The sequence below is a fragment of the Rathayibacter sp. PhB151 genome (assembly GCF_004366415.1).
GTDB lineage: Bacteria > Actinomycetota > Actinomycetes > Actinomycetales > Microbacteriaceae > Rathayibacter > Rathayibacter festucae.
In genome coordinates, this window is sequence record NZ_SOEN01000007.1 from 694,482 (window position 1) to 707,289 (window position 12,808).

Genomic DNA, 12,808 nt, shown 5'->3' on the forward strand with positions numbered 1-12,808 from the left:
CGGCCTCCCGCTCAGCCCTGCGGCCGCCCGACGCCGATCGACCAGGCGAGCGGCGGCGGCGTGCCGTTCAGCGCCCACTCGCCGACGATCCGCTGCTTGTAGATCACCGGGTTGTGCGCGCCGACCGTGCGCGCGTTGCGCCAGTGCCGGTCGAGCGCGGCTCCCGTCGCGACTCCGGAGGAGCCGAGCGCGTCGAAGAGCAGGGTCGCCGCGCGCGGCACCGATTCGGTGAGCAGCACCTGCGCCCGGTACACCTCGGCGCCGGCCGCGGGCACCAGCGACGGGTCCGCCGCCGCCTCGCCGACAGCCTCCGCCGCGACCAGCACCGCGGCCCTGGCGCCGAAGGCGATCGCCGAGATCGCGCCGACGACCTCCTGGATCTGCGCGTCGTCCCGCCCATGATCCGCCAGGCCGTGGCTGTAGACCCGCGAGCGGGCGCGGACGGCGGCCACGGCGTCCCGCTCGACCGCGGCGGCGATGCCGGCCAGCACCGCGAGCAGCTGGAGCTGGAAGAACGGCGTCTGGTGCGGCGCCCGCAGGACCGAGGCGAAGACGTGCTCCGGCTCGACGAGCGCGTCGGTGAAGACGGTGGTGCCGCTGCCCGAGAGCCGCTGGCCGAAGCCCGACCAGTCGTCGGTCGCGACCACGCCCGGCTGGTCGACGCGCACCACTACGGCGGTGTCCGTGCCGTCCTCGCGGCGCACGACGACGTCGGTCCAGTCCGCGAAGATCGTGCCGGTGGAGTAGTACTTGGTGCCGTTCACGACCAGCTCGTCGCCGCGGCGGGTGAGCGTGGTCTGCGTGACGCCGACCGCGGCCGTGCCGATCTCGCTCCAGGCGTTGCCGACCAGCTCGCCCGCCGCGAGCCGGCGCAGCCAGCCGTCGCGCTCCGGCGACGGCGGGAAGGACAGCTGGTCCTCGACGAAGGCGAAGTGACCGCGGAGCGCCTGGGCGACGTTCGAGTCCGCCGTCGCCAGCTCGATCAGCAGCGATGCGGTCTCGCGCAGGGTGAGCCCGCGGCCGCCGTGCTCGAGCGGCACCCGCAGACCGCCGAAGCGGGCCGCACGCAGCCGCGCGATCGGCTCGAAGGGCAGCTCGCGATCGAGCTCGCGCGGGACGGCGCCCGCCTGGATCTCGTCGAAGACCGGGCGGAACGCGGCCTGCGCCTCCGCGAGCCCCGACTGTCCGGTGCTGTTCACCTGTCCGGTGCCGCTCACGTGTCCGTCGCCGCTCATGTGCCCGGTCCCGCTCATGTGCCCGGTCCCGCTCATGTGTACAGGGAGAGCGGCTGGACGTCGCCGGTCAGGTAGTTCGCGCCGACCTCGAGCTTCTTGTAGTCGACGGGATCGTGCAGCGAGTGGGTGCGGACGTTGCGCCAGTAGAGGTCGAGCCCGATCGCGCTCTTCGCGGAGGAGGAGCCGGTCGCCTCGTAGATCCGGGTCGTCACGTCCAGCGCGAGCGCGTCCGTCACGATCTTCACCTTCGCGATCTCGATCGCCTGCGCGGCGCGCGACTCGGCCGTCACCGCCGCCCCGCGGGCGACCTCGGCGTCGTGCAGCGCGCCGACGCGGTCGGCCAGCGCCTCCGCAGCCGCCGTGTGCGCGACCAGCTCGCCGTAGAGGCGCCGCACGAACGGATCCTGCGCGTACGTCTCCACGCCGGAGAGGAACCAGGAGTTCTTCCGGCCGAGGGTCAGCCCCCGTCCCTTCGCCAGGGCGCCCTGCGCGATGCCGAGGTAGAGGTTGCCGAAGCCGAGCTGGATCGACGGCGTGATCAGGGTCGCGAACGGCTCGTCGACCAGCGCACCGAGGATCTCGGACGCGTCCACCCGCACGCCGGTGAAGCGGACGGACCCGGAGGCGCTCTGCCGCTGGCCGAGGAAGTCCCAGTCGCCGAGCGGCTCGATGCCCGCGCGGTCGCGGGGCAGCACGAAGGTCAGCGTCTCGCCGGCGCGGTCGCCCGTGGCGATCACCGCGTTCACCAGCACCGCGTCGCCCGAGGAGACCCCGGTCGAGAAGCGCTTGAGGCCGTTCAGCTCGAAGCCGTCACCGCGGGGCGTCAGCTCGAGGTCGGGGTCGACCGGGTTCACCGAGTCGCCCCAGAGCCACCGGCCCTCGATCGTCGCGCGGTAGAACCGCTCGCGCTCCGACTCCGGCGCCGAGAAGGCGATGTTGGCCGAGTTGACGTAGTGGTACAGCAGGATCTGCGCGAGCGAGGCGTCCGCGGCGGCGAGGATCCGGATCACCCGGAACGCCGTGCTCCAGACCGCGCCGCCGCCGCCGAACTCGGCCGGGTCGAGCAGGTTCACGAGGCCGGACGAGCGCAGCGGCTCGAGCTCGGTGGTCGGGTCGAGGTTGCCGCGGTCGCGCTCGAGGACGTCGGCCGCGAGGATCTCGGCGACGCCGGACGCGACGGCGTCCCAGTGCTGGTGCTCGGCGGCGGTCGCGACGCGGTCCCAGTGCGAGCGCGGACGCTCGGCTCGGGACTCGGGGCTGATCGGGGCAGTGGCGGTCTGGGTCATCGGACGGGCTCCGGGTCGAGGGCGGGCAGGACGGAGAGGACGCTGTCGGGCAGTCCGTCGGCGGCGCTGGGCGAGCCGGTGTACGCGCCGCGGTAGGCGGCCGCCGGGTGCGAGTCCTTCACGCGGGCACTGCCGGGGCCCTGGAGGTACTCGCGCAGGGTCGCGCCCTCGTACTCCTCCCAGACCCGGCCGCGCCGGCGCAGCTCGGGCACGGCGAGGTCGACGAAGTCCTCGAAGGTGCCGGGGGTGACCACGTAGGCGAGGTTGAAACCGTCGATCCCGGCGACGTCGACCCAGCGCTCCAGCTCGTCCGCGACGGTACTCGGCGAGCCGACGATCACCGGGCCGATGCCGCCGATGCCGAGGTACTCCGCGACGTCGTCCGGGGTCCAGGCGCGATCCGGGTCGGCCTTCGTGAAGATCGAGAGGGCGCTGCGCACCGCGTCGGTGTCGACGTAGTCCAGAGGCACGTCCGCCGGGAACTGCGAGAGGTCGAGTCCCGACCAGCCGCCGTAGAACGCGAGCGCGCCCTCCCGGGACGAGTAGGTCTTGAAGTCGGCGTACTTGGCCTGCGCCTCGGCGTCCGTCTCGGCGACGATCACGGTCGCGAGGATGAGGATCCTGGGGTCGGTGCGCGCGCGGCCGTGCTTCTCCGCGGCGTCCCGGATGGCGTCGGTGGTCCGCCGGGTCAGCTCCGGCCGGATCGCGTTGATGAAGACGGCCTCGCCGTGCTTCGCCGAGAAGTCGATGCCGCGCGGCGACGCTCCCGCCTGGAAGATCACCGGCGTCCGCTGCGGCGACGGCTCGGAGAGGTGGATGCCCGGCACGCGGTAGTGGGTGCCGGAGTGGCCGATCGGGTGCACCTTGCGCGGGTCGGTGAAGACGCCGCGCTCGCGGTCGCGCAGCACTGCGCCCTCCTCCCAGGAGCCCTCCCAGAGCTTGTAGCTCACGTCGAGGAACTCCTCGGCGATGTCGTAGCGCTCGTCGTGCGGGATCTGCCGCTCGAGGCCGAGGTTCTGCGCGGCACTGTCGAGGTAGGAGGTGACGACGTTCCAGCCGATCCGCCCCTTGGTCAGGTGGTCGAGCGTGGAGAGCCGGCGCGCGAGGGCGTACGGCTGCTCGTAGGTCGGCGAGATGGTGACGCCGAAGCCGAGGTGCTTCGTGGCGGCGGCCATCGCGGGGATCTGCAGCAGCGGGTCGTTGACCGGGACCTGCGCCGAGTCGATCAGCGCCGGCCCGACCGAGCCGCGGTAGACGTCGTACACGCCGAGCACGTCGGCGAGGAAGAGCGCGTCGAAGGTGCCGCGCTCGAGCGTCCTCGCGAGGTCGATCCAGTACTCGAGATCGTTGTAGCGGTCGGCCTGCGAGTCGGGGTGCCGCCAGAGGCCGGGCGCCTGGTGTCCGACACAGGTCATGTCGAAGGCGTTGAGGACGATGCGGGACGCCATGGGACTCCGTTCGGTTCGGGGCTGGTGCGCTTCGGACCCTAGGAGGGACGGCCGACACCGCGTCGCCGTCGGCGCAATCCGGCGTAACGAACGGGTGCCGTGTTGCGCCGTGTGACGCCGCGTTGCGGTGCGTGACCCGCGGGCGTGACGCGCCGCCGCGCCGCCGCCACGATGGCCAGCAGCGCCGCCCGGTCCACCTCGGATCCGGGCGCACCGCATCCCTCTCCCGCACCGACGTCCCACACCGAAGCAGGCCCTCCCATGCGATTCCGCTCCCTCACCTCCGCGGTGGCGCTCCTCGCCGCCGCGACGCTGGTCCTCACCGGCTGCTCGCTCAAGGAGGAGTCCTCCGGCGCGAACGGCGCGAACGCCGCGAACGCCGCCGCCGAGGCGACCACCGCCGCGGCCTCGACCGCCGACGTCGCCAGCCTCGAGGGCAAGACGGTCGGCGTCGCGGCGAAGGACATCGTCCACGACTTCTCGCGCATCGTGTACCAGTCGGTGCAGGACCGTGTGGAGGCGCTCGGCGGCACCGTCGTCGCCACCCAGGCCGAGGCCAAGGACGACAAGCACGTCTCGGACATCGAGAACCTCGTCGCGCAGAAGCCCGACGCGATCATCGTGATCCTCGGCGACGCGACGACCCTCGCGCCGGCGCTGAAGGAGGTGCACGACGCGGGCATCCCGCTGTTCACCATCGACAACGTGTCCGAGTACTCCGAGAACAACGTCACCAGCGACAACTGGCAGATCGGCTCGACCCTCGCCCGCACCATCGCCGAGGACATCGGCGGCTCCGGGCAGATCCTGGTCTTCAACGGCTTCCCGGGTGTCGCGCCCTGCCGCATCCGCTACAACGAGCTGAAGCTCGTGCTCGAGGACTACCCGAACATCTCGATCCTCCAGCCCGAGCTCCAGGACAAGTACGAGGGCACGATCGAGGACGCGAAGCAGCAGATCGGCGACGCGCTCTCGCGCTACCCGAAGGGTGAGATCTCGGCGATCTGGTCCTGCTGGGACACCCCGCAGATCGGCGCCGCGCAGGCCGTCGACGCGGCGGGCCGCGACGAGATCAAGATCTACGGCGTCGACGCCGACCAGGGCGCGCTCGACCTGATCGCCGACCCCGACTCCTCCTACACCGCGACCGTCGCGCAGCAGAACCTCGCCATCGGCGCCGGCTCGGCCGACAACGTGGCCCGCTTCCTCGGCGGCGAGGCGGACTCGGTCACGCCGACCACCTACTTCGCCCCGGTGCTCATCGACAAGGCGAACATCGCCGAGAAGACCGCGGAGCTCGGTCTCGGTGGCTAGTCCGTCTGCGGCCCCGGCCACCCGGCCCTCGGCCTCTCCGGCGCCCGCCCTCGAGATGGCGGGGATCTCGAAGTCCTTCGCCGGCGTCCCGGTGCTGCGCGACGTCGCTCTCACGGTCGGCCGCGGCGAGGTCGTCGCCCTGGTGGGCGAGAACGGCGCGGGCAAGTCCACGCTGATCAAGATCCTCACCGGCCTGTACTCGGCCGACGCGGGCTCGATCGCGATCGACGGAGCGCCGGTGGCGATCACCGCCCCGCGCGACGCCGAGCGGGCGGGCATCCGGGTCGTGCACCAGGACCGGCACCTCGCCGGCCGCCTGACCGTGGCCGAGCAGCTCTACCTCGGCCACGAGCGGCTGCGCCGCCGGGCCACCTCGGCCGAGGCCGTGCTCGCCGAGCTCGTCGGCCTCGTCGTCCGCGGCGGCACCCTGGTCGATGAGCTCACCGTCGCCGAGCAGCAGCAGCTGCAGATCGCCCGGGCGCTGCTGGTCGAGCCGCGGATCCTGGTGCTCGACGAGCCGACCGCGCCGCTCGCCGCCGAGGAGGTGGCGGCGCTCTTCGCCTCGATCCGCCGGCTGCAGGCGCGCGGCGTCGCCGTGATCTACATCTCGCACTACCTCCAGGAGGTGCAGCGCGTCGCGAGCCGCGTGGTGGTGCTCCGGAACGGCGCGAACGTCGGCGGGCTCGACCTGGTCGACGGCGACGCCGAGCAGGGCGCCCGGATCGTCGAGCTGATGCTCGGCCGCGACGTGGAGGAGTTCGCGCTCCGCTCCGACCGGGTGGTCGCCGCCGACGCCGCGCCGCTGCTCGAGCTCGAGGCGCTCACCGTGCCCGGCGCGCTCGACGCCCTCGACCTGACGGTCCGGCCGGGCGAGGTCGTCGGCGTCACCGGCCTCGTCGGCTCCGGGGTCGACGTGCTCGCGGACGCCGTGGTCGGCCTCGCCCGCCGCAGCGGCCGGGTGCGCGTGGCCGGCACCGCCACCTCCTCCGCCCGGGCCTTCGTCGCCGCGGGCGGCGGCTACGTGCCGAGCGACCGGCGCCGCGACGGCGTCCTGCTCGCGCACACCGTCCGGGAGAACCTCTCGATCGCGTCGCTCGGGCGGATCAGCCTCGGTGGCCTGCTGCCCAGCCGCCGCCGCGACCGGGTGCTCGCGCTCGAGCAGATCGCCGCACTGGACGTGCGGCCCGCCGATCCGGAGGCCGTGGTCGGCACGCTCTCCGGCGGCAACCAGCAGAAGGTCGCCGTCGGGAAGTGGCTGGCCGCCGGCTCGCGGGTGCTCGTCCTCGATCAGCCCACCGCGGGCGTCGACATCGGCAGCCGCGCCGCGGTCTACGCGCTCATCGACCGGCTCGTCGACGAGGGCGCCGGCATCCTCCTCGTCTCGCTCGATCTCGAGGAGCTCGTCGGCCTCGCCGACCGCGTCCTCGTGCTGCACCGCGGCGCCGTGCGCGCCGAGCTGCCCCGGAGCGAGCTGAGCGTCGACCGGGTCCTCGCGATCGCCTCCGGCGCCGTCGCCCCCGACACCCTGGAGAGTGCTCGATGACCCTCACCACCGCGCCCCCCGAGAAGGCGTCCCCGGCGGAGGCGCCCGCCGCCCCGCGCGCCCGCCGCCGCGGCATCGGCGCGCTCGCCCTGATCGGCTACCTCGTCGTCGTCCTCGAGATCGCGGTGTTCAGCGCCGCGTCGCCCGTCTTCGCGACCGGCGGCAACGTCTCGACGATCCTGATCCAGGCCGTGGTCCCCGCGATCGCCGGCTTCGGCCTCGCGATCGTGGTGATCACCGGGGGCGACGACGTCGTCCGCGGCGGGATCGACCTCGCCTCCGGACCGATCGTCGGCCTCTCCGGCGTCGTCGCGGCCGTCGCCCTGACCGCGGGGTTCGGGGCGCTGCCCGCCGTGCTGCTCGCCCTGCTCGTCTCGGTCGGCTTCGGCGCGATCAGCGGCACCGCCGTCGTGCTCGGCCTCCGCCCGCTGCTCGCCACGCTCGCCGTCTCCGGGATCGTCGGCTCCGTCGTCTTCCTCGCCACCGACAACGTCAAGGTGCCGGTCGCGGATCCGCTCTTCGACTGGCTGCGCGGCGGCAGCGTCCTCGGCCTCCCGGCACCGGTCGCGGTGCTCGCCGTCGTCACGGTGGCGACCGCCCTCGCCGTCGGCCGGACCTCCTGGGGCACCCGCAGCTACGCCGTCGGCCAGAACCCGACCGCGGCGAGCGTCGCGGGTGTCTCGGTCTGGCGCCACGTGCTCACCAGCTACCTGCTCTCCGGGCTCCTCGCCGGCATCGCCGGGCTGCTGCTCGCCGCGCGCCTCGCCGCCGCCGTGCCCGGGATCGGCAACCAGATCCTGCTCGACATCATCGTCACCGCCTACCTCTCGGTCGTGTTCTCGCGCCGCTTCGTCGTCACCATCGGCGGCACGCTGCTCGCCGCCGTCTTCGTGGCGGCGCTCGGCAACGGCTTCACCCTGATCGGCGTCGACAGCCAGTGGGTCGGCGCGATCAAGGGACTGCTCATCCTGCTCGTCCTCGGCCTCGCGGCCCTCCGCGAGAGAGGGGTCCGCTCGTGACCGCCGTCGCCCTGCCCGTGTCCGAGTCCCGCCGGGCCCTCGCCGTCCGCCTGCTCGCGCCCGCCGCGGTCGTGCTCCTGCTCGCCGTCTTCGGCGCGAGCGTGCCCGGCTACTTCGCGCCGACCAACCTGCTCAACGTCGCGAGCGCCGGGGCGCTGCTGCTGATCGCGGCCTGCGCGATGACGCTCGTCGTCCGGGCCGGCGGCATCGACCTCTCGATCGGCATCGCGATCGACCTCGCGGCCCTCGGCGCCACCGCGCTGATCGCCGACGGCTACGTGACCTGGTTCGCCGTGCTGATCGGCCTCGGCTTCGGGACGCTGGCGGGCGTGGTCAACGCGGTGCTGGTGATCGTGCTGAGGATCCGCGCCTTCCTCGCGACCCTCTCGGTCTGGTTCATCGGCACCAGCGCGCAGCAGCTGCTCACCGGCGGCGGCGCACCGATCTACCTGCGCCGCCAGGCGACGCCCGACGCCTTCGCCGCCTGGGGCAACGCCACCGTGCTCGGCGTCGGAGTCCCGGTGCTGCTGGCGATCGCGGTCGCCGTCGCGGTCTGGCTGCTGCTGGACCGCACCCGCTGGGGCCGCGTGCTCACCGCGGCGGGGGAGCAGCCCGGTGCCACCCGCATCGCCGGCCGCCGGGTCGGGATCTCGCTCGCCTCCGCGTTCGTCGTCGCGGCGCTGATCGGCGCTCTGGCCGGCATCGCGCTCGCCTCGCGCAGCTACGGCTACTCGCCGGCGAGCGGCCAGCTCTACGTGCTCGACGCGATCGGCGCCGTCTTCATCGGCGCGACGCTCTCCGCGCACGGCCGGCCGAACGTGCTCGGCACCGTGCTCGGCGTCCTGATCTTCGGCCTGATCAACAACGGGCTCGTGCTGCTCGGCGTCTCCTTCTACTGGCAGGGCCTCGTCCGCGGCTCGGTCCTGCTGCTGCTCCTGCTCGCGACCGCGCTGCTCCGTCGGGAGTCGATCGCGCCGCCGCTGCGGACGCTTCTGACATCGCGGCGGTGACGGGCGGGCATCGCGCGCCACCGACCTCCGCCGGACGTCCCCACTTCTCCGCGCATGCTGCTTCCGAACTAGGATCAGCAGTGCGCAGAGAGCAGGAGGAGACGACCATGACAGACCTCGCCACGAGTCCGCCGCCGGTCACGAGTTCGACCGGGCCCGGCAGCGAGTCCGCCCTCGAGGCTCGGCTGAGGATCATCGTCGGACTGGCCCAGGGCGCCTCGGAGTCTCAGCTGGCCGACGAGCTCGAGCTCGCGCCGGACGTCGTGCACGAGCATCTCCGCGGCGTTCTCGTCCAGCTCTCTCCCGAGCTGCTCGCCATGGTCGCTCACCCCGAGCTGACCGACGGGCTGGACGGGCTGTATCGAGCCGTCCGCGACAGGGGAGGCGATGAGCAGACGCTCGCCGCGCTCCTCACGGAGCAGGCCGCGCTCCTCTCGCGGCACCGGTCGCCGGGTGGCGGGCTGGCCCAGGGCGCGGCGGACTTCCTCGTCGAGTCCGGGTCGATGACCGCCGAGGATCTCGCCGAGGCCGAGGCCGAGATCGCGCGCGGAGAGCTCGCCGACCTCGAGCGGCGCACCCGGCTGCAGGCGATCGTCGACTCGTTCGGCACCGCCGAGGTGGCCTCGCGACTCAGGATCGACGAGACCCGCGTGCGCCACCGGAAGGCGAAGGACGGGCTGTACGCCTTCAAGGTCGGCTCGAAGCTGCGGTTCCCGGCCTGGCAGTTCACCGACGACCGGGAGCGGCCGATGCTGCCGGGCGTCCCCGCGCTCGTCAAGGCGATCCCGGACGACATGCATCCCGCGAGCGTGCTCGGCTTCATGACCACGCCGCAGGAGGAGCTCCTCATCGGCGAGACGCCGGTCACCCCGGTGCGGTGGCTCGCCGGGGGAGGCGATCCGCGGGAGGTCCTCGTCGCCCTGGCCGAGTTCGACGAGTCGTGAAGGTCCCGCTCACCCCGCCGACGACCTTCGTCACCGACCCGTCGCACCTGCGCGAGTACTCCGGATCACTCTGGCGCGTGTATCGCAGCGCGGGCGAGCACGTGGGCGCCTGGGACGCCCTGCGCCATCACGGGCCGGTGCCGGGGATGCGCTTCGACCCGCACCCGCCTCCTCCGGGGTACCACCCGACCGTCGGCGTCCTCTACGCCGCGGCGGACGCCGTCACGGCGATCGGCGAGACGTACCAGCGTCGACGGGTGGTCGACCGCGTGCAGAACGCTCCGCGGCTCGTGGGCTGGCGTCCGTCCCGTCCGCTGACGCTCCTCGATCTCACCGGTGAGTGGCCCGTCCGCAACGGTGCGGCTGCCGCCATCCAGATGGGGCCGAAGCGGGCCACACAGGCCTGGGCCTGGGCGATCGAGGAGCGCCTCGGCAGCATCGACGGGCTGTGGCACCTGTCGGCGATCACCGGGAACCCGATCGCCACGCTGTTCAGCCGTGTGGAGCGGGAGCCGGCCTTCCCGCCGCGGCCGAGCTTCCACACGGCGCTGAGCGACGTGACCGCCGATGCGGTGGTGCTCGTCGCCGCCCGGCGACTGGGCTTCGCGGTGCTCGGGGATCCGTAGCCGCTGCCCGCCGGGTCGCGGCCGGGCCGGCGCTCCTCAGCTCCCGCCGAGCACGGCTCGACCATCGCCGCCCGCCGGTCACAGCCCGCGGTAGGCCGCCGCGGTGGTCGTGCGCAGGCCGTCCGTCTGCGCGGTGACCTGTGCGCTGCCCGCCGGAACGGTGGATCGCCGGGTGGCGAACGCCCGCGACACCGTCGCGCCCGGAGCGACGCCGGCGATCGTCGAGGTGCCGTACGCGGTGACGATGGTGATCTCCGTCGCGGTCCTGCCGGTGTTCTTCGCCGTCACCGTGAGCACGACCGTCCCGAGGGTCTTGCGCGTGGCCGCGGTCGCCGTCACGGCGGGCGGTGCGGCGACCGTGGTGCGGGGCAGGGACACCGCCGGCAGCCCGGGGACGCGGGCGGCGATCGAGACGGTGCCGGTCGTCGCTCCCGTCCGGAGAGGGGGGAGCGCGGCCGTTCCCGTCGCCGCGGAGAGGACCGTCGCCGCCTTCGTGCCGTCGGTGAAGGTCGCCGGGCCGGTGAGGGTGAAGGAGACGGCGCGGCCCCCGAGCGCCCGGCCGCGCGCGTCGAGGACGTCCACACCGGCGGCGACGTCGCGCGTCGACGAGGTGGCGACGGTCGTCGCGGCGCCACGGGTGACGAGCGAGGCGATCGGGGCCACGCCGGTGGCGCTGAGCTCGGCGACGCTGGTCGAACCGCCGTACTCGGCGCTTCCCCAGGCCTGGAACACCGTGCGGAGGGCCGTCGTGGCCACCGGGGTGAAGGCGACCGTGTTCACTGCGTCCCGAGCGCGGCCGGCCGGGCTCGCTCCCGCGACCGGCACCCAGGCGCCGGCGGCGTCGAGGTAGTCGACGCGCCAGGACCGAGGCGGGATCACGCCCTGCTGCGCGCTGTCGGCCGCGTCGGCGGCGAAGCGCACTGACGCGCTGTCCACGGTCACCGTCGCCGGCCAGGTGAGCCCGAGCCACTGCTCGCCCACGCGGGGCCAGCTGCTCCACGCGGTTCCGGTCCTGCCGTCGACGGCGTCCCCGACGGACGACCAGCCCGAGGTGTACGAGGCGGAGGCCGCGGCGCGGCGGGTGATGTCGCCGACGTCCTCGGTGCAGGGCACGGTGACAGTGACGGTCGCCGTCCGCGCCGTCGCATCGAGGGCCTCCACGCGGAGCGACATGCCGGTGTTCAGGGCGACGGTCTCGCCGGCGAGGGCGAACTCGTTGCCGACGCTCGCGTCACCGGGCCGCTGCAGCAGCTCGGCGCTGCCGCCGGTGCTGCGCAGGATCTGCACGCCGGAGACCGTCCGCGGCGTCTGCCAGGGACTGCTGTAGGCGCCGCCGTCCGCTCGCGGATCGGCCTTGTCGTTGTACTGCGCCCAGTACCGCACCGCCGAGTCCTGCGGGTCGGTCCAGGTGAGGGCTCGAGGAGTGCCCGGACCGGCCCCCAGGGTGTCGATGACGGTCGTCCGCGGCGCGCCGCAGACGGGCTGCCGGGTGTCCGAGAGGATGCCGAGCTGCGCGAGGGTCGGTGCCGAGAGGGGCGTGAAGAGCCAGGAGTCGCCCATGACGTCGGTCAGGTTCCCGTACTCCTCCCGGGCGCACGAGGCACCGGGCGCGACGTCCCACGACGAGGCGCACTGGACACTCGCGGCGTGGAAGAGCGAGAGGTTGTGACCCAGCTCGTGGGCGAGCAGGATCGCGTCGGGACCGCCCTGGAACGTCCGCCCGCCATCGTCCGGGTCGCCCGGCTGCTCCCCGTTGGCCCAGTTCGGGCAGGGGTCGCCCGGGGGCACCATGGCGACGAGGTGCCGCGCCGGTCCGGGCTGCCAGCCCGTCGTGCGCGCGATCCAGTCGTGCAGGCCGCCCGTGTCGCTGCAGCCGATCGGCTCGTCGATGCTCCGCCAGTCGATCAGCCGCTCGAGCTCGAAGCGCACGGCTCCGCCGGTCTCGCGGTTGTAGAAGTCGTCCACGAGCTCGAGGGAGCGGCGCGCGTCCTCGGCGCTGAACGACGGAGTCGTGCCCTGCGGCGCCACGAGGGCGATGGTCACCTCGTGCACGACGATGTCGGCACGGGAGGGGATCGCCACGTCGGTGAAGTCCGCCGGCGCGGCCGCCGCCCGGAGGAGCGACGGCGAGCCGGGTTCTGCGACGGCGTCGCTCGCCGCGGGTGCGGAGTCGACTCCGCCGCCGTCGCGGGCCGGAGGCGTCGAGGTGCTCGCCGTCCCGGCCGGCGCGGCGACGGCCGAGTGCGGCGCGGCGACGAGCCCCGCTGCCAGGAGGAGCCCGCAAAGGGCTCCGGTGAACTGAGTAGCGCGGCGCATGGTGTCCCCTCGATGGAGTGCCCGGACGACGCCGAGCGGAGCGGGCCGGATCGGCAGGGCCGGGCAG

Annotated in this window: 10 protein-coding genes; 6 read left to right on the forward strand and 4 right to left on the reverse strand. The window is 73.7% G+C overall.

The annotated features are described in order from the left end of the window. Window positions 1-11: 11 nt before the first annotated feature. From EDF35_RS10725 to EDF35_RS10735, 3 genes are read right to left on the reverse strand one after another with little or no spacing between them, the layout of a single operon-like run. Window positions 12-1,271 carry an acyl-CoA dehydrogenase family protein gene (locus tag EDF35_RS10725; protein ID WP_243839928.1) on the reverse strand — a complete coding sequence of 420 codons (1,260 nt, stop codon included), beginning with the start codon at window positions 1,269-1,271 and terminating at the stop codon, window positions 12-14. Then, a complete protein-coding gene (locus EDF35_RS10730) occupies window positions 1,268-2,521 on the reverse strand; it encodes an acyl-CoA dehydrogenase (protein ID WP_133962313.1) in 1,254 nt (417 codons plus the stop codon). Before EDF35_RS10730 ends, EDF35_RS10725 begins: the two co-directional genes overlap by 4 nt. Then, window positions 2,518-3,969, reverse strand: coding sequence for an LLM class flavin-dependent oxidoreductase (locus tag EDF35_RS10735; protein ID WP_133962314.1), 1,452 nt, complete (start codon window positions 3,967-3,969; stop codon window positions 2,518-2,520). The genes EDF35_RS10730 and EDF35_RS10735 overlap by 4 nt, the downstream gene beginning before the upstream one ends. Window positions 3,970-4,230: 261 nt before the next feature. On the opposite strand from EDF35_RS10735, the gene EDF35_RS10740 reads away from it, so the two are divergent. The 6 genes from EDF35_RS10740 to EDF35_RS10760 all read left to right on the forward strand — a co-directional run bounded on the left by EDF35_RS10740 (window position 4,231) and on the right by EDF35_RS10760 (window position 10,425). Then, the gene (locus EDF35_RS10740) at window positions 4,231-5,283 is read left to right on the forward strand and encodes a sugar ABC transporter substrate-binding protein (protein WP_166674073.1); all 1,053 of its coding nucleotides are present in this window, start codon (window positions 4,231-4,233) and stop codon (window positions 5,281-5,283) included. Further along, window positions 5,276-6,826: a sugar ABC transporter ATP-binding protein gene (locus EDF35_RS10745; RefSeq protein WP_133962316.1), complete on the forward strand. Its 1,551-nt coding sequence runs from the start codon at window positions 5,276-5,278 to the stop codon at window positions 6,824-6,826. Before EDF35_RS10740 ends, EDF35_RS10745 begins: the two co-directional genes overlap by 8 nt. Then, window positions 6,823-7,845 carry an ABC transporter permease gene (locus EDF35_RS10750; protein WP_133962317.1) on the forward strand — a complete coding sequence of 341 codons (1,023 nt, stop codon included), beginning with the start codon at window positions 6,823-6,825 and terminating at the stop codon, window positions 7,843-7,845. Before EDF35_RS10745 ends, EDF35_RS10750 begins: the two co-directional genes overlap by 4 nt. Continuing rightward, window positions 7,842-8,855: an ABC transporter permease gene (locus tag EDF35_RS10755; protein WP_123703795.1), complete on the forward strand. Its 1,014-nt coding sequence runs from the start codon at window positions 7,842-7,844 to the stop codon at window positions 8,853-8,855. Before EDF35_RS10750 ends, EDF35_RS10755 begins: the two co-directional genes overlap by 4 nt. Window positions 8,856-8,962: 107 nt before the next feature. Further along, complete coding sequence (locus tag EDF35_RS20810; protein ID WP_166674074.1) at window positions 8,963-9,799, forward strand: hypothetical protein; 837 nt, start codon at window positions 8,963-8,965, stop codon at window positions 9,797-9,799. Continuing rightward, window positions 9,796-10,425, forward strand: coding sequence for an RES family NAD+ phosphorylase (locus tag EDF35_RS10760; RefSeq protein ID WP_166674075.1), 630 nt, complete (start codon window positions 9,796-9,798; stop codon window positions 10,423-10,425). Before EDF35_RS20810 ends, EDF35_RS10760 begins: the two co-directional genes overlap by 4 nt. Window positions 10,426-10,503: 78 nt before the next feature. On the opposite strand, the gene EDF35_RS10765 is transcribed toward EDF35_RS10760, so the two are convergent. Further along, window positions 10,504-12,741 (reverse strand): discoidin domain-containing protein, encoded by a 2,238-nt coding sequence (locus EDF35_RS10765; RefSeq protein ID WP_133962320.1) that lies wholly within the window; start codon window positions 12,739-12,741, stop codon window positions 10,504-10,506. Between the last annotated feature and the right edge of the window lie 67 nt (window positions 12,742-12,808).